This is a genomic window from Curtobacterium sp. MCLR17_042 (assembly GCF_003234695.1).
Classification (GTDB): domain Bacteria; phylum Actinomycetota; class Actinomycetes; order Actinomycetales; family Microbacteriaceae; genus Curtobacterium; species Curtobacterium flaccumfaciens.
In genome coordinates this window covers 37420-57691 of record NZ_QKTD01000008.1, presented here as the reverse complement: position 1 = coordinate 57691, position 20272 = coordinate 37420, and the positions used below count along the sequence as shown (strand labels likewise).

Here is a 20272-nt window from a genome sequence, read left to right as displayed (position 1 = left end):
AGGTGGTTGCCGTGACGCTCGAACGCACCGGACAGCCGATCCGGATCACCGACGTGGCGGCGCTCGCCGGGGTGTCGATCGGCACCGCGTCGAAGGCGCTGAACGGCACCGGACAGCTGCGGGACGCCACCCGGCTGCGGGTGAAGGAAGCCGCCGAGAAGCTCGGGTTCGTCGGCGATGCCCGGGCCCGTGCGCTGTCGTCGGGGCGGACCTACACGGTCGGCATGATCACCACCGACTCGTTCGGACGGTTCTCGATCCCGGTGCTGCTCGGTGCCGAGGACGCCCTGTCCGCCGGGCGGATGGCCGTCCTGCTGTGCGACACCCGCGATGACCACGTGCGCGAGGCCCACTACCTGCGCTCCCTGGCGGCCCGAGGCGTCGACGGCATCATCGTGACCGGCCGTTCCGCCGACGCCCGGCCCCCGATCGACGTGTCGATCCCGGTCGTCTACGCCTTCACGCCCTCGACCGACGACGCCGACGTGTCGATCACCCTCGACGACGCCGCCGGTTCGGCACTGGTCGCCTCGCACGTGCGCTCGCTCGGGCGGCAGCGGGTCGCGATCGTGACGGGGCCGGCGCGACACCGGTCCGCGGCACGACGGGTGGCCGGCGCCTCGTCGGTGCTCGGGTCGCACCTGGTCACCGACCCGCTGTACGGCGAGTGGTCGGAGCGCTGGGGACGGCAGGCGGTGGACGTGCTGGCTCGGGAGTCGCCCGACGTCGACGCGATCGTCTGCGGCAGCGACCAGATCGCCCGGGGCGTGTGCGACCGGCTGCGGGAGCTCGGGCGTTCGGTGCCCGACGACGTCGCGGTCACGGGGTTCGACGACTGGGACGTGATGGCGCTCGCCTCGAGGCCGCCGCTGACCACCGTGGACCTGCGGCTCGAGGAGCTCGGACGCGTCGCGGGGCAGGCGCTCCTCGCCCTGATCGACGGCGGGACGGCGTCGTCGGCGGCTGTCACCCCGTCGCTCGTCATCCGCGAGAGCACCGTCGGCGCGTAGGGCGCGTTCGGCGCTCGGGGCTCGCGAGGTCGCGCGAACTGCCGCGCGTCGTGCCGTCCGGCGGCAGTTCGCGCGACCTCGGCGGACGGGTCGCGGCGTGGCGTGGCGTGCGATCTCGGCGGCGCTGGTGCTGGTGCTGGTGCTGGTGCTCGTGGTCGAGCGGTCACAACACCCCGTCCGCCGTGGTCGAGCGGTCACGACTCGTCGCTCGGCGCGCCTCCAGCCGACAGTTCGTGACCGCGCGGTGGGGAGGCAGCGGGGTGTCGTGACCGTCCCGAGCGCCGCCGTTCGGGGTGTCGCGGTTCGGGGGTGTCGTGGTGCGGAGGATCGGCGTTCGCGGGTGTGGGGCGGCGGGCGGTCGGGACGTGCGCGGGTGCGGGGTGGCCGGTGGTCGGGACGTGCGCGGGTGCGGGGTGGCCGGTGGTCAGGACTTGCGCGGGTGCGGGGCAGCGAGTGGTCGGGACGTGCGCGGGTGCCGGGCAGCGAGTGGTCTGGACTTGCGCGGGTGCGGGGTAGCCGGTGGTCGGGACGTGCGCGGGTGCGGGGCGGCGAGTGGTCGGGACGTGCGCGGGCTCGGGGTGGCGAGTGGTCGCACGTCGTCGCCGACGTCGTTCGTCGCTCGGTCACGACCCGTCGTGCGTGGGGCGTCCAGTGGTCAGGAACCGTCGACTGGCGATGCGCTGGACGACGGTTCGTGACCGTTCGGGGGAACTGAGCGGGGTGTTTCGACCGCTGGCGGGACGGGCGGACCGGCGGCGCGCCGCGGCGTTGCACGAGTGAGCGCTCACGTGCCAGGATGTGAGCGCTCACTGAGGACGACGAGGTTCTGGAGGAACACATGGGTGACGACCGCCGACAGCGGATCGTGGACGGCCGCACCACACTCGGGATCGAGCTCGGTTCCACCCGCATCAAGGCCTGCCTGGTGGACGAGGACCTCGTGCCCATCGCTGCCGGTTCCCACGAGTGGGAGAACGAGTACGTCGACGGCCGCTGGACCTACCCGCTCGAGGCCGTCGAGACCGGACTCCGCGCCGCGTACGCCGCCCTGGTGGCCGACGTCGAGGCGCAGTACGGCGTCACCCCGACCACCTACCGGGCGGTCGGCGTGAGCGCGATGATGCACGGCTACCTGGCGTTCGACGCCGCGGGCGAGCTGCTCGTGCCGTTCCGCACCTGGCGCAACACCTCGACCGGCCCCGCGGCCGAACGCCTGAGCGAGGCCCTCGGGTTCAACATCCCGCTGCGCTGGTCGATCGCGCACCTGTACCAGGCGGTCCTCGACGACGAGCCGCACGTGGCCGAGATCGCCGGCGTCACGACCCTGGCCGGCTACGTCCACCGTCGTCTGACCGGCCGGAACGTGCTGGGCGTCGGCGACGCGAGCGGCATGTTCCCGATCGAGGGCGGCCCCGTCGACAGCGGCCCCGGCGACCCGGGCGCGAAGGACTTCGACCACGCCATGCTCGCCACCGCGCAGGACCTGATCGGCGTGCCGGACCTGCGTTCCCTGCTGCCCGAGGTCCTCGTCGCCGGTGCCGAAGCCGGCGAGCTGACCCCCGAGGGTGCGGCCTGGCTCGACCCGACCGGCACGCTCGAACCCGGCGCACCGCTCTGCCCGCCGGAGGGCGACGCCGGAACCGGCATGGTCGCGACGAACGCCGTCGCCCCGCGCACCGGCAACGTCAGCGTCGGCACGAGCATCTTCGCGATGGTCGTGCTCGAGCAGCCGCTGACCACCGCGCACGAGGAACTCGACGTCGTCACCACCCCGGCCGGGGACGCCGTGGCGATGGTGCACTGCAACAACGGCGCGAGCGAGATCGCGAGCTGGGCCCGGGTGTTCGGGCGCTTCGCCGAGGCCTCGAGCGAGCGGACCGGCGCGACCCCGATCGGCATCGACGACGTCTACGCCACCCTGCTCGCCGAGGCCGTCGCCGACGACACCGACCCGGATGCCGGCGGGCTCCTCTCCTTCAACTACCTGGCCGGCGAACCCGTCACCCACGTCGAGGACGGCCGGCCCCTGCTGCTCCGCACCCCCGGCGCTCGCTTCACCCTCGGCAACCTGGTGCGCTCCGAGGTGCACGGCGCCTTCGCGACCCTGGCCATCGGCATGGACGTGCTGCACGGCGAACAGGTGCAGGTGGACCGGATGACCGCGCACGGCGGGCTCTTCCGCACGCCCGGCAGCCCGCAGCGGCTCCTCGCGGCGGCGTTGCGCGTGCCGATCGCGCTCGAGGAGACCGCGGGCGAGGGCGGCGCGTGGGGGATCGCCGTGCTGGCCGCCTACCTCGAGCACACCGACCAGCAGCTCGCCGACTACCTGTCCGACACCGTGTTCGGAGGGGACGCCGTGCACGTGGCCGAACCCGAGCCGGCGGACGTCGCCGGGTTCCAGACGTACCTGGACCGCTACCGGGCCGCACTGCCCGTGCAGGACGTCGCCGCGGCGGCGACCCGCCCCAGCGCGACCACAGGACCGACCGAAGAGACCGACGGCGCCGACCCGCGCCTCCAGACAGAGGAAGTGACCCGATGACGGACGCGATCGACGAGACCACACGCCAGGCGGTGGCGACGACGCGGGAGCGCGTCGCGCGCCTGCACGGCGAACTCGTCCGCTACGGCCTCGTGATCTGGACCGGCGGCAACGTCTCCGAGCGCGTGCCCGGCACGGACCTGTTCGTCATCAAGCCGAGCGGGGTGTCGAGCGACGACCTGACGCCCGAGAACCAGGTGGTCTGCACCCTCGACGGCCTGCCGGCCGAGGGCTGGGGCAACGAGCACGGCCCCTCCAGCGACACCGCCGCGCACGCCTACGTGTACCGGAACATGCCCGAGGTCGGCGGTGTCGTGCACACCCACTCGACGTACGCGACCGCCTGGGCCGCCCGCGCCGAGGCGATCCCGTGCGTGATCACAGCGATGGCGGACGAGTTCGGCGGACCCATCCCGGTCGGCCCGTTCGCGATCATCGGCGACGACTCGATCGGCCACGGCATCGTCGACACCCTGAGCGGCCACCGCAGCCGCGCGGTCCTGATGCAGAACCACGGCGTGTTCACGATCGGCAAGGACGCGAAGGACGCCGTCAAGGCGGCCGTGATGTGCGAGGACGTGGCACGGACCGTCCACATCGCGAAGCAGGGCGGCGAGGTCGTCCCGATCCCCGAAGCAGACATCGATCGACTCTTCGATCGCTACCAGAACGTCTACGGACAGAACCCCGAAGGAGCCATGCGATGACGCAGGACACCGCGACGCACGTCGACCCCCAGGAAACGCTCGACAGCTACGAGGTCTGGTTCCTCACCGGCTCCCAGGGGCTCTACGGCGAGGAGACTCTGCGCCAGGTCGAGGAGCAGAGCAAGGCCGTCCACGCGGAGCTCGCCGGACACCTGCCGGTGAAGCTCGTCTGGAAGCCCGTGCTCAAGGACGCCGACGGCATCCGCCGGGCCCTCATCGAGGCGAGCGCCGACGACAAGGTCATCGGCGTCACCACGTGGATGCACACGTTCAGCCCGGCCAAGATGTGGATCGGCGGCCTGCAGGCGCTGACCAAGCCGCTGCTGCACCTGCACACGCAGGCGAACGTCACGCTGCCCTGGGCGGACATCGACTTCGACTTCATGAACCTCAACCAGGCCGCACACGGCGACCGTGAGTTCGGCTACGCCCTCGCTCGCCTGGGCGTCCGGCACGCGACGGCCGTCGGCCACGTCTCGGACCCCCGCGTCCAGCAGCGCGTCGCGAACTGGACCCGTGCCGCCGCCGGCGCCGCGGCCGTCCGCGAGCTGAAGCTCACCCGCTTCGGCGACAACATGCGCTACGTCGCCGTCACCGAGGGCGACAAGACCGAGGCCGAGATCGAGCTGGGCGTGCAGGTCAACACGTGGGCCGTCAACGAGCTCGCGGCAGCGGTGGACGCCGCAGCAGCGGACACGGCAGCGGTCGACGCGCTCGTGGCGACCTACGAGCGCGACTACGACGTGGACCCGTCGCTCCGCAGCGCCGGCGGCGAACGGCACGCCGCGCTCCGCGACGGTGCCGCCATCGAGATCGGCCTCCGCACCCTGCTCGCGCAGAACGGCAGCGCCGCGTTCACCACGAACTTCGAGGACCTCGGTTCGCTCAAGCAGCTGCCGGGTCTGGCGGTGCAGCGCCTGATGGCCGACGGCTACGGCTTCGGTGCCGAGGGCGACTGGAAGACGGCGGTCCTGGTCCGCGCGATGAACGTCGCCGGCGCCGGCCTGCCCGGTGGCGCCTCCCTGATGGAGGACTACACCTACGACCTCACCCCGGGCGCCGAGAAGATCCTCGGGGCGCACATGCTCGAGGTCTCGCCGACGCTCACCACCACGAAGCCGACGCTCGAGATCCACCCCCTCGGCATCGGCGGCAAGGACGACCCGGTCCGCCTGGTCTTCACCGCCGACTCCGGCGAGGCCGTCGTCGTCGCGCTGTCCGACACCCGCGACGGCTTCCGCCTCACCGCCAACGTCGTCGACGTCGTGCCCCCGACCGAGGCCCTGCCGAAGCTGCCCGTGGGCCGCGCGGTCTGGGAGCCCCGGCCGTCGTTCCCCGTCGCCGCCGAGGCCTGGCTCACCGCCGGCGCCGCCCACCACACCGTCATGACGACGGCGGTCGGCCTGCAGGTCGTCGAGGACTTCGCGACCATGGTCGGCACCGAGTTCCTGGTCATCGACGAGCACACCACCGCACGCGGGTTCCGCGACGAGCTGCGTCTCCAGCAGACGTGGCACCGTCTCGACCGCGGCTTCTAGAGGAGTCAGGACCCACGATGGACGACGTGATCGCGGCCGAGCGCACCCGCACCAACTGGGCGGGCAACGTCACCTACCGCGCCTCAGCGCTGGCCCGGCCGACGTCGGTGGACGAGCTCCAGCAGTTCGTCGCCTCGACGCCGCGCCTGACGGCGCTCGGCTCGCGACACTCGTTCAACACCATCGCCGACACCGACGCCGTCCAGGTGTCACTGTCGGACCTGCCGCCCGTGCTCGACATCGACACGTCGCGTCGCGTCGTGCGGGTCGCCGCCGGCATGACGCACAGCCAGGTCGCGGCCGGTCTGGAGGCCCGTGGCTGGGCGCTCGGGAACCTCGCGTCCCTGCCACACATCTCCACGGCCGGGGCCGTCGCCACGGGGACGCACGGCTCCGGTGTGCGGAACCCGTCGCTCGCGCAGGCGGTGGTCGGCCTCGACGTCGTCCGTGCCTCCGGCGCGCTCGCGCACGTCGATGCCTCGTCACCCGACGGGCTGCTCGACGCCCACCGGGTGGGGATCGGCGCGCTGGGCGTCGTCACCGCGGTGGAGCTCGCGATCGAGCCGACGTTCCAGGTCGCCACGACGGTGCACCTCGACCTGCCGTGGGACGCCGTCGCCGCGCAGTTCGACCAGGTGATGTCCGACGCGTACTCCGTGTCGATGTTCACCTCGTTCGACGACCGCGGTGCCCGGCAGGTCTGGGTCAAGCACCGCGTCGACGAGGCCGCACCGACCGTCGACCTCGTGGCCCTCGGAGCCCGTTCGGCCTCGGGGCCGGTGCACCCGGGGGAGAACGACCCTGCCGGGGTCACCGAGCAGGGCGGCGTGCCGGGGCCGTGGTCGGAGCGACTGCCGCACTTCCGGTCCTCGTTCACCCCGTCGACCGGGGCCGAGATCCAGGCGGAGTACCTGATCCCCGCTGCCTCGGCGGTGGCGGCACTCGAGGCGCTCCGACCGCTGGCGTCGCTGTTCGCCCCGATCCTCATCGCCGCCGAGGTCCGCACCATCGCGGCCGACACCGCATGGCTCGCGCCGTCGTCCGGACGACAGTCGGTCGGCCTGCACTTCACGTTCCGTCGCGACGCCGCCGCCGTGGCCGCGGCGGTGGCCCGGATCGAGGACGTGCTCGAGCCCTTCGACCCGCGGCCGCACTGGGGCAAGGTCTCCGCGGCCAGTGCCGAGCGGCTGCACGAGGCGTACCCGCGGCTGTCCGACTTCGCCGCACTCGCCCGGGACCTCGACCCCACGGGGCGGTTCCGCAACGCGTTCCTGGCCCGCATCCTGTCCTGACGCGATGGACAGGTGTCCCGCACCACCGGCTGTGGTGCGGGACACCCGGGTCCTCAGTCCTTGCGGGACAGGTCGATCAGGAGCCTGACCACGGTCACGAGCAAGCTCGCGATCCCCAGCCAGGGCACCCGACGCCTGGACCGATCATCGGTGTCGTTCGACATCGCTGACCTCCTGGTGTCGTCGCCGGCTGACACGAGGAGCTTCGGCCGAGGGATGCGTCGCCGAGCGGGCTCGGCTACCATCGGTTCCGAGCGTTGGACTCGGGATGGTTGACGCATCCCTTGGCTTTCCACTCGGAAGGCGAATCGAGGCCCGGAACTGTTGTCGCAGTCCCGGGCCTCACGCTTTCGCCCAGGTCGCGCTCCGGCGGTGACGCGACCGGAGCCAGCCTCCGTGTATGTGTCCGCTGAAATGCAGCCCGAATCTCACAGGGGATCCCCATCGGATGCCCTGGCGAACCCCCGCCTCGGTGCCGGTCGTCCACATGTGAGGACGCAAAGGTGGGGACATGGCGAACCTCAACCGCATCATCGGCATGGCCTCCAAGGTCATCGACAAGCAGCTCCAGAAGCGTGGGCAGGGGGGAACCGCGCCCGGCGCCGGATCGCAGCAGGGCGGGACCGACTGGCGCGGCATCGTGCGCAGCGCCGCGGACAAGCTGACCGGCGACGACCGGAACCAGCAGCAGCAGCCGCAGCAGCAGTACGGCCAGCAGCCGTCGCAGCAGTACGGCCAGCCGCAGCAGTACGGCCAGCAGCCGTCGCAGCAGTACGGCCAGCCGCAGCAGTACGGCCAGCCGCAGCAGCACGCTGGCACGCCGCAGCACGGGGCCGACGCCGACAAGGTCGCCCTGGCGAAGTACGACTACCTGCTCCGCACCTCGTCGCCGGAGCAGCTCGAGCAGGTCCACCACGACGCCTTCGCGCGGCTCACCCCCGCGCAGCGCCAGCAGGTCCGTGACCGCCTGAACTCCGAGCTCCCGCCCCACGAGCACCTGCGCGACGACTCGGCGGGCGGCATGGCCCGTGCGATGACCCGCGGAGAGATGTCGCGTCCGGGTCTGGTTCGACGGGTCCTCGGCGGTTCCGGCCGCTCGGGCAACGGCAACGGCCGCGGCCGCGGCGGTGCCTTCGCCGGTGGCGCAGCGGTCGGTGCCGGCGCGATGGCGTTCGGTGGCCTCGCCGCCGCGGTGGCCGGGGGAGCGGTGCTCAGCGCTGCCGCCGGTCCGGTCCTGGCAGGAGCGGCCGACCTCGGCGTCGACTTCGAGGGCATCGCCTCGGGCATGGGCGACCTCGGGCTCGGTGACCTCGGCGGTGGCGTCGAGGGACTCCTCGGCGAGGGCGAGCAGCTCCTCGGCGGGTTCGGCGAGCAGGCCGCGGGCCTCGGGGAGCAGGCGTCCGGGCTCGGCGAGCAGGCGTCGAACCTCGGCAACGACTTCCTCGGCGGGCTCTTCGACCGCTGACGCTCCGTGGTGCGAACGCATCGGGAATAGCGGGACGGCGTCCGGCGCTTGCAATGTTTCGTCGTGCGTCGTCCGACGCACGCGAGATTCGGACGGGCCACCGTCGCGGTGTCAGGATGGACGCCGCCCGGCGGGTGCACCGTTCCGCCGTCGCAGCGACCGCCACCGCGATCGCGACCCCCTTCCCCGAGGAGCAGCACCGTCATGAGACGCCCCAACCGCCTGACGATCACCGCGGCCGTCGCCGCAGCAGCAGCCCTGGTCCTGACCGGCTGCTCGGGTGGGGGTTCGTCCGACGACGGCGCCGAGGGCACGGCCAAGGGCGGCACGCTCAACATCCTGACGCCGCAGACCTCGTTCCACCTCGACCCCGCGACCAGCCAGAGCCTCGGCATCACGTCGATGGGCCTCGTCGCCCGACGGCTCACCACGTGGGACGTCGAGCCGGGCAAGACGGCGAAGGTCGTCCCCGACCTGGCGACCAACACCGGGGTCTCGAGCGACGACGGCAAGACCTGGACCTACACGCTGAAGGACGGCGTCGAGTTCCAGGACGGCACGCCGATCACCACGAAGGACATCAAGTGGGGCATCGAGCGCTCGTTCGCGCCGACCCTGAGCGGTGGCCTGAGCTACCACAAGTCGCTCCTGGTCGGTGGTGACTCCTACAAGGGCCCGTTCGACGGCAAGTCGCTCGACAGCATCGAGACCCCGAACGACAAGACCATCGTCTTCAAGCTGAACGACGCGTACGGCGACTGGCCGTGGCTCGCGTCGATGCCCGCGTTCACCCCGGTGCCCGAGGGTGACGGCAAGGACACCGGCGCCTACGACCTGAAGCCGGTCGCGTCCGGTCCGTACCAGGTGCAGTCGAACACGCAGGGCTCGCAGGTCACGCTCGTCCGCAACAAGAACTGGAGCGCGAAGACCGACGAGGTCCGCACCGCCGGCCCGTCGAAGATCGTCTTCAAGGAGAGCCAGGACCAGTCCACGGCGACGCAGACGCTCATCGCGGACAACGGCGACGCCAAGAACTCGTTCGGCGCCATCTACCTGGGTGCCGCCGAGCTCAACCAGGTGCGCAGCAACCCGGCCGCCCAGGACCGCCTCGCCACCTCGAAGGCCGGCCCGATCAGCTACATGGCGATCAACACGCAGCGCGGTGAGCTCAAGGACCTCAAGGTCCGCCAGGCGCTGCAGTACGCGGTCGACCGCAAGTCCTTCCGGATCGCCGCCGGCGGCGCGATCGCCGGCTCGTACGCCTCGACGCTCATCACCCCGGGCATCGCCGGACGCCAGGACTACGACCTGTACAAGACGAAGGCCACCGGTGACGTCGACAAGGCGAAGGAGCTGCTCAAGGAGGCCGGCGTCAGCAACCTGAAGCTGACCCTGGTGACGCAGAACGACCCGACGTACCTCGCGCAGGCGCAGGCGCTGCAGTCCGGCCTGAAGCGTGCCGGCATCGCCGTGACGCTCAAGCCGCTCGACTACGACTCCTTCACGCAGGCGACCACCAACGGCACCGACTTCGACCTGTCGCTGTCGAGCTGGCAGCCGGACTTCCCGAGCGCGAACGCCAACCTCCAGCCCCTGTACGACTCGTCGCAGATCGGTGGCGGCGGCTACAACGTCTCGAAGTACAGCAACCCCGAGGTCGACGCCCTCATCGCGAAGGCCAGCTCCACGGTCGACCAGGACGACGCGCAGAAGCTCTGGGCCCAGGCGGACCAGAAGATCATGGCCGACGCCCCGGTCGTGCCGCTGATCTACGCGAAGCAGTCCTTCCTCGCCGGTTCGAACGTGCAGAACTTCCAGATCGCGGACTTCCCGGCGTACCCGAACTACCTCAAGGTCTCGCTCAAGCAGTGACCGAACCGATCCTGCAGGTCGAGGGGCTCCGCGTCGCGTTCGGCGACGCGGAGCCCGTCGTCCGTGACGTCTCCTTCGACCTGACGCCCGGCCGGGTCCTCGCCCTGGTGGGGGAGTCCGGCTCGGGCAAGTCCGTCAGCGCCATGAGCGTGCTCGGGCTCCTGCCGCCGCAGGCCTCGGTGTCGGGCAGCGCCCGGTTCCGTGGCGAGGAACTCATCGGTGCCCCCGTCGAGACGGTCCGCGCCGTCCGGGGTGCGGGCATCGGCGTGGTGTTCCAGGAGCCGATGAACTCGTTCACGCCCGTCCTGTCGATCGGCACGCAGATCGCCGAGGCCGTCCGAGCCCACCCGACCGGGCTCGACCGCGCCGGGGTCCGGGCACGCGTCGACGAACTGCTCCGCGACGCCGGGCTCACCGACCCGGAGCGCATCCGGAAGGCCTACCCGCACGAACTGTCCGGCGGCCAGCTCCAGCGCGCGATGATCGCGATGGCCCTGGCCGGTGACCCGGTCGCACTCTTCGCCGACGAGCCCACGACCGCGCTCGACGTCACCGTGCAGGCCGGCATCCTCGACCTGCTGCGGCGGCTCGGCCGCGAGCGCTCCCTCGCCGTGCTGCTCATCACCCACGACATGGGCGTGGTCGCCGACGTCGCGGACGACCTGCTGGTGCTGCGCCGCGGCGACCCGGTCGAGCACGGGACCGTCGCCGAGGTCTTCGCCCACCCGACCGCCGACTACACGCGCGAACTCCTCGCGGCCGTCCCCAGCCTGGAGGCGCGCCCCGGGTCCGCAGCGCCGGCCGCGGGCCCGGACGCCCGGGCCGGCGAGCCCAGCTCACGCGCCCAGCGACAGCTCACGGCTCCGGGCGCGCGTGAGGTGTCGCCCAGCGCGAAGACCGCTGCGGTGACCGACGAGGCGGACGCGAGTCGCGCCTCCCGGCCGCTCGTGGCGCGCCTGCGCGACGTCGCCGTGCGGTACTCGCGCCGAGGCGGACCGACCGTGTCCGGCATCGACCTCGACCTGCATGCCGGCGAGACCGTCGGCCTGGTGGGCGAATCCGGTTCGGGCAAGTCCACGATCGGGCGCGCGCTCGCGGGCCTGGTGCCCGTCGTCGCCGGCTCGGTCGAGGTGGACGGCAGCGACCTGCGCACCGCTCGCGGACGACGACTGCGCGAGCTGCGCAGTCGGGTCGGCATCGTGTTCCAGGACCCGGCGTCGTCGCTCAACCCGCGGCAGACCATCGGCTGGAGCATCGCGGAACCGCTGCTCGTGCACGGCACCGACTCCGCCGCCGACCGTGCCGAGCGGGTCCGTGAACTGCTGACCGCCGTGCAGCTCGACCCGACGTGGGCCGAGCGGTTCCCGCACCAGCTGTCGGGCGGCCAGCGGCAGCGCGTCGCCGTCGCGCGTGCGCTCGCACTGCGGCCGGCACTCGTCATCGCCGACGAACCGACCTCGGCACTCGACGTGACGGTGCAGGCCGCCGTGCTCGACCTGCTCGCCGGGCTGCAGCGGGAGTTCGGCTTCGGCATGCTGCTCATCAGCCACGACCTCGCCGTCGTCCGCCAGCTCGCCGACCAGGTGATCGTTCTGCGCGACGGCCGGATCGTCGAACGGGGGAGCACCGACGCCGTGCTCGACGACCCGCAACAGGACTACACGCGCATGCTGCTCGCCGCAGCGCCCGTCGCCGATCCCGTGCGACAGGCCGCTCGCCGCGAGGCGTGGCGCGCGTGGGAAGGAGTGGCCTCGTGACGGCCAACGTCGTCGACCGACCGGTCGCACCGTCCGGCCGGACCACCGGCTTCCGGGCCGTGGTGCGACGCGTCCGGCAGGACCGCTGGGCGGTGGCTTCAGCCGTCGTCATCGCGGTGTTCCTGGTGGTCGCCGTGGCGGCCCCGCTGATCGCGAAGGCGTCCGGGCAGGACCCGTACTCGTACGACATCGACGCGCTCAACTCGTTCGGTGCGCCGCGCGGTCCGGGCGGCGGCATCAGCGGCGAGCACTGGTTCGGCGTCGAGCCCCTGACCGGGCGCGACCTGTTCTCGATCGTCACCTACGGTGCTCGGACGTCGCTCGGCATCGGACTCGCCGCGACCCTGGTGTCGATCGTCATCGGCGTGCTCGTCGGCGTCACGACCGGGTTCTTCGGCGGCTGGTACGACCGGGTGCTCTCGCGGGTCGTCGACGTGATCTTCGGGTTCCCGTCGCTCGTGTTCATGATCGCCCTCACCGCGATCGTGCCGTCGTCGTTCCCCAAGCCCGTGCTCGTCGTGCTCGTCATCGGGTTCTTCGGCTGGCCGGCCGTGGCCCGTGTCGTGCGGGGGCAGACGCTGTCGCTCGTCAGCCGCAACTACGTCGTCGCTTCCACCGCGATGGGTGCCGGCCGGTGGCACGTCATCCGCACGCAGCTGCTGCCGAACCTCGCCGCGACGATCACCGTCTACGCCACCATCTCGATCCCGTCGATGATCGGTGCCGAGGCCGCGCTCTCGTTCCTGGCCGTCGGCGTCAACCCTCCGACGCCGTCGTGGGGTCGCAGCATCGGCGACGCCATCGGCTGGGTGCAGACCGATCCCATGTACCTCGTGTTCCCCGGAGCCGCACTGTTCCTCATCACCCTCGCCTTCAACGTGCTCGGTGACGCCCTGCGCGACGCCCTCGACCCGCGAGGGGGCACCGCGTGAACGCCGCCACCCTGCGGTTCCTCGCGATCCGCGTGCTCGGGGCCGCCGTCGTGCTGCTCGTCGTCGCGGCCATCACGTACGCGCTCTTCATGCTCCTGCCGACCAACCCGGCCCGGGCGATCTGCGACAAGCCCTGCACGCCGGACCGGCTGCGAGAGGTCCAGGCGTTCCTCGGCACCGACAAGCCCTGGCTCGCACAGTTCGGCGCCTACCTGGCCGGCATCTTCACCGGCCGGACCTTCGGCAGCGGCAACAGCGTCATCGAGTGCGCGGCGCCGTGCTTCGGGTACTCGTTCCAGCTGCACGAGAGCGTCACCGAGCTGATCCTGGCGCGCCTGCCCGTCACGGCCTCGATCGCCGTGGGCGCCGCCGTGCTGTGGCTCGTCGCCGGGGTGTTCGGCGGCACCGTCTCGGCGCTGCGCCGCGGCACCTTCGTCGACCGGGCCGTCATGACGGTCGCGGTCGCCGGTGTCTCGTCTCCGGCGTACCTGGTCGGGCTGCTCGGCATCCTGCTGTTCGGGTTCGTGCTCGGGATCCTGCCGACCAGCGGCTACGTGGCCTTCGGTGACGACCCGGTCGGCTGGTTCACCCACCTGATCCTGCCGTGGTGCGTGCTCGCCTTCATCAGCGCGGCGATCTACGCCCGCTTGACCCGCGGCGAGATGCTCGAGTCGATGTCGCAGGACTTCGTCCGGACCGCCCGGGCCAAGGGGCTGCGGGAGCGACAGGTCGTCGTGCGGCACGGGCTCCGGACCGCGATCCTGCCCGTGGTGACGCTGTTCGGGCTCGACCTCGGGTCGCTGCTCGGTGGTGCGGTCATCACCGAGAAGGTGTTCTCGATGCAGGGCCTCGGCGCGCTGCTCATCGACGCGGTGCACACGCTCGACCTGCAGGTGGTCGTCGGCTTCACGCTGTTCTCGGCGCTGCTGATCGTCACGGCGAACGTGATCGTCGACGTGGTCTACGCGTTCGTCGACCCGCGGGTGCGGCGCCGGGCGTAGGCCCGCCGCACGCTCCGGTCGTGTGGTGCGAGGTTCCGTACTCCGTGCGAGCGCGTCCGCCTGCCACGGAATCGGGAACCTCGCACCAGAGCGCGTCAGCCCGCGCGCCCCACCACCCGGGCGACGTCCATCAGAAGTACGTGATGCCGTGCGGCGTCCGCGGCGGCAGCAGCATCGCGCGGAGCAGCTCCACCGACGCCGGATCCGCAGCGCGGACGAGCCCCGCGGCGGCCAACGTGACGGGGGAGACCGAGCCGATCAGCAGCGCACCGAGCTCCGCGACGTCGAGCTGGACGTCAGACCCGGCCACGTCGACGTCGTCGGCGATGCGCGTGACGGTGCCACGGGCCTCCTGGACGTCGAGGCGGTACGTGCCGGTGGTGAAGCCGAGCGCGTCGGTGACCCCGAGTGTCAGCGACCCGTCGACGGCGAACGGCCGCGAGGCCAGCACCGCCGGCACGTCGAGCACGCGCAGCCAGACGTGGTCCTCTTCGTGGTCGACGTCGTACGCACGGTTGTCGCCGAGCGCCGCGACGATGGGGTCGTCGAGGCGTGAGCGGTTGTACTTCACGACGTCGTTGAGGTCGACCGAGAGCAGGAACTCCCACAGGGCGGTGTAGGCCTGGTCGTCCGCGTACACCAGGTCGACGATCTCGAGCGCGGTGTCGGAACCGCGGTCCTCCTTGACGCGCCAGGTCACGTAGCCGTCGACCTCGTCGGAGCCCTCGGGACGGTGCACCGCCGCACGGACGTCCTTCGCCTTCTGCCCGTCGTGGCTGAGCAGGCCGAACGCGATCGGCCAGGTTCCGGTGTTGCGGACCATCGAGCCGGGGGTGCGGACGTGGAACCGGTCGAAGACGGCCTTGCCCGGGCCGTCGGCCAGCCACTGCGGCGTGACGACCGACACCGTGCCGGAGGTCGGGGCGAGCAGGGGGAGCGCGCGCTCGCGGCGGACGTGCACGGCACGCTCGCGGATGGCGCAGCCGAAGCCGAAGCGGCGGTAGATGGTGCCCTCGGACGCGGTCAGCGACGCGACGGCGTAGCCCTCGGCGACCCCGCGCTCGAGCGCGTGCGTCATCATCCGGCGCAGGATGCCGCGGCGACGCTCGGTCGGGCGGACGGTGACCGCGGAGATCGCCTGCGTGTCGACGGAGGACCCGTCGCCCCAGCTCAGCGCCTTGCGGAACCACGTGAAGGTGCCGGCCGGCCACGTCTCGTCGACGGACCCCGGGAACGGCTCGCGCACGTAGACCCCGAGGAACGTCTCTTCGTCGGCGATGAAGTGCGACGCCATGCGGGCTGCGCCCTCGGCGTCGGGGTCGGCTTCGTGGAAGCCCATCCCGACGGCCTGCATCCACGCTGCCGTCTCGGCGTTCGGTGCCCCCTTGTCGTCCGTCCCGGGCGCGAACTCGCGCAGCTCGTAGCGGTCGTCGAATGCCTCGTTGCTCACGTTCCGACACTATCGGGACCGGGTGACGTCACGACAGACGCGTGGTCTGTCCGGTCGGACTGGAGGCCCGGATCGCGTCCGGCGGACGGGCTGCGGGGTGCGGGTGGCCGGTTCGGGTGCCGGGTTCGGGTGCCGCGGACGCACGGTGCGGGATGCAGGGCGGGCCGCACGGTGCTGAGTTCGTGGGTCGGGGCGGTCGCGGTGGTTCGGTGCGGGGTCGTGGCGGGGCACGGGGCGGGCAAGTTCGCACGGGTCGGGCGATCCGGCACCGCACGACGAACCCCGCACCGTGCGATTCCGTGGCCGCTGGCCGCGTCAGTCGGTCGCGCCCCGCGGGGGATCGACGAGCAGCCCGACACGGTCGTCCAGGTAGTCGGCGAGGGGGACTGCGGTGCCGGCGGTCGGGGACCACCGGACCGACGGCACGTCGTCGGCGATGAAGAGCACGCCCTCGGCGCCGACCAGGGAGTCGTCGACGGCGATCGGGACGGCTCCGTGGTTCACCGTGTCACCGGCACCGAAGTGCCCCTTCGCGGCGGCGGCTCGGTAGGCGCGGCGGACCTCGGCGGAGACCGACTGGTACTGCGACCGACCGGGTTCGGTGACGCGGGTGATCGACCCGGTGGCCCAGACACGGCCGGCGGTCTCGGGGGACGACCCGATCAGGAGTGCTCCGACCCGCCACACCCGGCCGAGCGGTCGCATCGTCGGGTCACGACGGATCCCGAGGACGGCCTTCGGCTGCACGTACTCGCCGAGTGCTTCGTCCGGGACGTCCGCGGCGCGGAGCCGTCGGGCCGCTGCGTCGAGGAGCTCCCGCGCCCGCTGCACTCCGTCCGTCACGTCCACCGAGCCTAGACCGGGTGGTGGCCGTCGTCTCGGTCCTGTTCTCGCTGGTGGTCCGCTCGACGTGGTGCGCTGCGCTGCGGCGTCCGTGGCTGGTGCCGGCGCGGTTCGTGCCGGCGCGGCGACGACGCGCGGCACTCACGAAGCCCGCGGTCATCATCACCGCCCCGTACGTCAGGAGCACGCCGGCGACCGCGGGGATCAGCCAGCTCCGCGACCCGTTGACGACCTGGTTGACGATGCCGATCTCCGGCACGGAGTACCAGACCACGCCGCGGATCTGCACGGCGGTGACCGGTGCCGGGTCGGCCTCGGCGTTGTTGTCGCCCTTGAGCACGAAGGTCCGCTCGCCGTCCGATGACGACGACACCGAGACCACGCGGTGGCTGACGACCGCGGGCTGGCCGGACACGATCTGGTAGGTCACGACGTCGCCGACCCGGATGTCGTCGATCGGGGTCGGACGGACCACGAGCAGGGTCCCCGGCGGCAGTGTCGGCTCCATCGACTGCGTCAGGACGGTGAGTGGCATCGAGCCGGTGGCCTTCGGCACGACGATCAGCACGACCGCCAGGGCCGCGACGAGCAGCAGGAGTCCGGTACTGAGACCGAGCACGACGGCGTGGACGACGGCGCGCCAGCCGGAGCGCGGGGTGGGGGTGCTCATGCGCCGCATCGGATCGCCGCCCCGTTGTCCTGCGTGAAGAGCGTGACCTTGCCGGTGCCCGCGACGGTGCTCGTGGGGTTGCCGGCGCTGTCGAGCACCTTGACGGTGACGGTCAGCGTGCCAGCGGTGCCGGCGCTCGCGGGGACGTCCGGCGGGGCGATCGTGATGAACGCGGAGTAGTCCTGCGCCTTCTGCCCGACCGGGGTCGAGCCGACGAACGCGCCGTACCAGGTGTCCATCGGCCGGTTCGCGGCGTCCCACCGGATCTCGACGTACCAACCGCCGTGGTCCGTGCAGACCAGCGAGGGCGTGGTGTCGACGGTCGCTGCCGGGGTGGTCAGGGTGAAGCCGCCGGCGACGACGCCCGAGGTCCAGGTGCCGCTCGTGACGGTGAGGTTGACGTTCACCTTGGCGGTCGAGCCGGCCGGGGCCGATGACTGCAGGGTGCTGCGGGTGCACCAGACGGCGGAGGCGCCGGCGGCGAGCTTCGCGCTCATGCTCGGCAGCGACGCCCAGGTGCCGGTGACGGACCCGGTGCCGACGGCCGTGCTCGTGGTGCAGCCCGCGGTCGAGGCGACCGGCCAGGCGACGACGGTGACGGCCTTGGCGAGCGCGGTCGAGCTGCCGGACACGACGGAGACCGTGGTGGTGGCGGTGCCGGCGAGGGTGCCCGAGTCGGTCAGGGTGATCGGCTTCGTCGTCGAGGTGACGCTCGACGAGAACGCCGTGGTGAGGGCGCTCGTGCCGCTGATGGACGCCGCGACCGTGCCGACCGTGGTGCTCGCCGCGGTGGTGCCCGACGCGCTCCACAGTGCCCACGCGGCGCTCGAGGTGCCACCGACGAACACGGCGGTGAGGAGCACGGCGACGAGGAGCCGGAGGCGGCGGTTCATGCGGAGACCTGCGTTCCCGTGACGGTGAGGGTGAAGTCGGTGGTGGCGCCGGCGACGCTCTGCGGGGCGTCGGCGTCGAGGGCCATCTCGAGGCAGGCGATGCCGCTGACCCCGGCCGGCAGGGTGAAGGACCCGGTGCCGGTGTCGAAGGTGGCGAGCCGCGCGCTCGTGCCGGTGAGTCCGGGCACGCACTTCGCGGCCGAGGACACCATCGCGAGGTGGAGCGTCAGCTCACCGGTCGCCGCCGCGACGGACGACTTCGAGGCCGTCGTCGTGACGCGCATGGACAGGGGGATCGACCCGGTGTTCCGCACCGTGAAGGTGCCGGTGGTACTCGTGCCCGGCCCGAGGACCGCGGTGTTCATCGCCGTGGTGCTGCCGACGGTGATGGTCGCCGTGGCGGAGCGCACCGTGGTGGCTGCCGTGCTGGCGGTCCCGTTCCAGAGGGCGTACGTGCCGCCGGCGCCGAGGAGTGCTGTTCCGACCGCGACGACCAGGGCGATCGCGACCGGCCACACCCAGCGGTACCGTCGGGCTGCGCGGTGGCGTCCCGTCGTCCGTGGTGTGGCGGTCATGTGCGTGCTCCTGGTCGTCGTGGTCGGTGGGGTGCGATCGGGGGATCAGGAACCGATCGCGGTCTGGGTCAGCGTGAAGGCCAGCGCGCTGAGGTTGATCGAGCCGCCCTGACCGGTGGTCGCCGACGAGGGGAGCGTCACCGTGAAGACGACCTTGACGGTCGACGTGGAAGAGGACGGCGAGACCACGAAGGTGTTCGTGTTCGACGAGGACTGCACGACCGAGGCGCTCGTCGACGTGACGGCCAGCGTCTTCGTCGTGGCGGCGAGCAGCGCGGCGTCACCGGTGATGCTCTGGTTGGCGTAGGTCAGGTTCGCCTTGAGGTCCTGGCCGGTCGCGCCGATGTTCAGCGTCTGGGTGAACTGGAACGTGTTGCCCGGGACCATCAGGGCCTTCGTCGGGTCGATCGCGGTGGAACGACCGTTCGTGATGTCCGTCCACGCGCCGTCGTTGTTGGCGCTCAGCGTCAGGGTGCCGGCGCTCACGGCGGACGCGGCGCTCGAGGCGCTGGCGTTCCAGAGGGCGAACGTGCCCGCACCGCCGAGGAGGAGTGCGACGCCTGCTGCGCCGGCGATGGCACCGGTGACGATCTTGTGCATGGGGTGGTTCCGTTCCTGCGTGCTCGGGGCACGCTGAAGCCCACCGGGGACATTCGGGCGTCGTGTCCGGTGGGGAGGTTGTCATCGACCCAGTGGTTGGAGGGGGTCGCGGCTGACCGGTGCCGAGAGCGGTCGCCGGGCCTCGGAGCGCATGTGCTGCTGCTCGGGCGGGCTGGACTCGCTCTGGTGACGACGTTAGCTGTCCCCCAAAGTGCCGACAAGCGAGAACGAGCGTTCACCCGGACCCCAGAACAGGGGTCATTTTTGTCCCCGCTAGGGAGGACATGCTTTGTACCCCGCTTTCTGGGTGCGCGCTCCGTGTATGCAGAGTGATCACAGAAGGAATGCCGGTACGCACGGCGTCGTTGCACCGTCCGGAAACGAGGAGGGCCCATGGACATCGTGCGCTGGTTGTTCGACGCGCAGATCGTCATCGGCGACCAGACGGTGCTCTGGCGCGAGGTGATCGGCAACGTCTTCGGGCTGCTCAGTGCCCTCGGTGGCATGCGCCGGAAGGTCTGGGCCTGGCCGGTCGGACTCGTTGGCAACGCCCTGCTCTTCACCGTCTTCATGGGTGCGCTCTTCGACACCCCGAACCCCGTCAACCTGCTCGGGCAGGCCGGCCGCCAGGTCATGTTCATCATCGTGAGCATCTACGGCTGGTACCGGTGGACGCACCGCCCCGAGGACGCGACGACCGTGATCGACCCGCGCTGGGCCTCCTGGCGGACCCGTCTGCTGCTCGTCGTCGGCATGGTCGGCGGCACCGCCCTGCTGACCCCCGTCTTCCGCGCGCTCGGGTCGTACGAGCCGGTGTGGAGCGACGCGTGGATCTTCGTCGGATCGCTGCTCGCCACGTACGGCATGGCGAAGGGGTGGGTCGAGTTCTGGCTCATCTGGGTGGCGGTCGACCTGGTCGGCGTGCCGCTGCTGTTCTCCGCCGGGTACTACGCCTCCGGGTTGATGTACGTCTTCTACGGCGTCTTCACCCTGACCGGGTTCTTCGTGTGGATGCGCCAGCGGGTCCCGCCTCCGGCGGCGCCCGTCACCGTCGGCTGACCGCTGTGATCACGACGCGCTGACGCGGCCGGGAGCACGGCCCCCGCTCTGGGACGAGACAAACGG

Annotated in this window: 17 protein-coding genes; 11 read left to right on the top strand and 6 right to left on the bottom strand. The window is 71.7% G+C overall.

Features of this window, described 5'->3' with window-relative positions; translation table 11 throughout:
• Nucleotides 1–11: 11 nt before the first annotated feature.
• The 10 genes from DEJ02_RS09670 (at nt 12) to DEJ02_RS09625 (ending at nt 14116) form a co-directional block, all read left to right on the top strand.
• A complete protein-coding gene (locus tag DEJ02_RS09670) occupies nt 12–1010 on the top strand; it encodes a LacI family DNA-binding transcriptional regulator (RefSeq protein ID WP_111032850.1) in 999 nt (332 codons plus the stop codon).
• Nucleotides 1011–1848: 838 nt separating this feature from the next.
• Nucleotides 1849–3552 (top strand): xylulokinase, encoded by a 1704-nt coding sequence (locus DEJ02_RS09665; protein WP_111032849.1) that lies wholly within the window; start codon nt 1849–1851, stop codon nt 3550–3552.
• A complete protein-coding gene (locus tag DEJ02_RS09660; protein WP_111032848.1) occupies nt 3549–4259 on the top strand; it encodes an L-ribulose-5-phosphate 4-epimerase in 711 nt (236 codons plus the stop codon). The genes DEJ02_RS09665 and DEJ02_RS09660 overlap by 4 nt, the downstream gene beginning before the upstream one ends.
• Entirely contained in the window at nt 4256–5797 is a 1542-nt protein-coding gene (araA, locus tag DEJ02_RS09655; RefSeq protein WP_111032847.1) for an L-arabinose isomerase, read from the top strand. Before DEJ02_RS09660 ends, araA begins: the two co-directional genes overlap by 4 nt.
• 17 nt (nt 5798–5814) lie before the next feature.
• A complete protein-coding gene (locus DEJ02_RS09650) occupies nt 5815–7089 on the top strand; it encodes a D-arabinono-1,4-lactone oxidase (RefSeq protein WP_111032846.1) in 1275 nt (424 codons plus the stop codon).
• A gap of 511 nt (nt 7090–7600) precedes the next feature.
• A complete protein-coding gene (locus DEJ02_RS09645; protein ID WP_111032845.1) occupies nt 7601–8554 on the top strand; it encodes a cation-transporting ATPase in 954 nt (317 codons plus the stop codon).
• Between the two features lie 204 nt (nt 8555–8758).
• The gene (locus DEJ02_RS09640) at nt 8759–10426 is read left to right on the top strand and encodes an ABC transporter substrate-binding protein (protein WP_110865217.1); all 1668 of its coding nucleotides are present in this window, start codon (nt 8759–8761) and stop codon (nt 10424–10426) included.
• Nucleotides 10423–12183, top strand: coding sequence for an ABC transporter ATP-binding protein (locus DEJ02_RS09635; protein ID WP_111032844.1), 1761 nt, complete (start codon nt 10423–10425; stop codon nt 12181–12183). Before DEJ02_RS09640 ends, DEJ02_RS09635 begins: the two co-directional genes overlap by 4 nt.
• Nucleotides 12180–13115, top strand: coding sequence for an ABC transporter permease (locus DEJ02_RS09630; RefSeq protein ID WP_017888404.1), 936 nt, complete (start codon nt 12180–12182; stop codon nt 13113–13115). The genes DEJ02_RS09635 and DEJ02_RS09630 overlap by 4 nt, the downstream gene beginning before the upstream one ends.
• Nucleotides 13112–14116 carry an ABC transporter permease gene (locus tag DEJ02_RS09625; protein WP_027466175.1) on the top strand — a complete coding sequence of 335 codons (1005 nt, stop codon included), beginning with the start codon at nt 13112–13114 and terminating at the stop codon, nt 14114–14116. Before DEJ02_RS09630 ends, DEJ02_RS09625 begins: the two co-directional genes overlap by 4 nt.
• 130 nt (nt 14117–14246) lie before the next feature.
• Here DEJ02_RS09625 and DEJ02_RS09620 read toward each other — a convergent pair whose 3' ends face one another.
• The 6 genes from DEJ02_RS09620 to DEJ02_RS09595 all read right to left on the bottom strand — a co-directional run bounded on the left by DEJ02_RS09620 (nt 14247) and on the right by DEJ02_RS09595 (nt 19147).
• Nucleotides 14247–15566 carry a GNAT family N-acetyltransferase gene (locus tag DEJ02_RS09620; RefSeq protein ID WP_111032843.1) on the bottom strand — a complete coding sequence of 440 codons (1320 nt, stop codon included), beginning with the start codon at nt 15564–15566 and terminating at the stop codon, nt 14247–14249.
• A 315-nt stretch (nt 15567–15881) separates the two neighbouring features.
• Entirely contained in the window at nt 15882–16313 is a 432-nt protein-coding gene (locus DEJ02_RS09615) for a hypothetical protein (protein ID WP_111032842.1), read from the bottom strand.
• Nucleotides 16279–17079 (bottom strand): signal peptidase I, encoded by an 801-nt coding sequence (locus tag DEJ02_RS09610; protein WP_258378709.1) that lies wholly within the window; start codon nt 17077–17079, stop codon nt 16279–16281. Before DEJ02_RS09610 ends, DEJ02_RS09615 begins: the two co-directional genes overlap by 35 nt.
• Nucleotides 17076–17972 (bottom strand): hypothetical protein, encoded by an 897-nt coding sequence (locus tag DEJ02_RS09605; RefSeq protein ID WP_110865287.1) that lies wholly within the window; start codon nt 17970–17972, stop codon nt 17076–17078. Before DEJ02_RS09605 ends, DEJ02_RS09610 begins: the two co-directional genes overlap by 4 nt.
• Complete coding sequence (locus DEJ02_RS09600; RefSeq protein WP_111032840.1) at nt 17969–18547, bottom strand: TasA family protein; 579 nt, start codon at nt 18545–18547, stop codon at nt 17969–17971. The genes DEJ02_RS09605 and DEJ02_RS09600 overlap by 4 nt, the downstream gene beginning before the upstream one ends.
• 45 nt (nt 18548–18592) lie before the next feature.
• Nucleotides 18593–19147 carry an alternate-type signal peptide domain-containing protein gene (locus tag DEJ02_RS09595; protein WP_111022073.1) on the bottom strand — a complete coding sequence of 185 codons (555 nt, stop codon included), beginning with the start codon at nt 19145–19147 and terminating at the stop codon, nt 18593–18595.
• Nucleotides 19148–19540: 393 nt separating this feature from the next.
• On the opposite strand from DEJ02_RS09595, the gene pnuC reads away from it, so the two are divergent.
• A complete protein-coding gene (gene pnuC, locus DEJ02_RS09590) occupies nt 19541–20206 on the top strand; it encodes a nicotinamide riboside transporter PnuC (protein ID WP_111032839.1) in 666 nt (221 codons plus the stop codon).
• Nucleotides 20207–20272 lie beyond the last annotated feature (66 nt).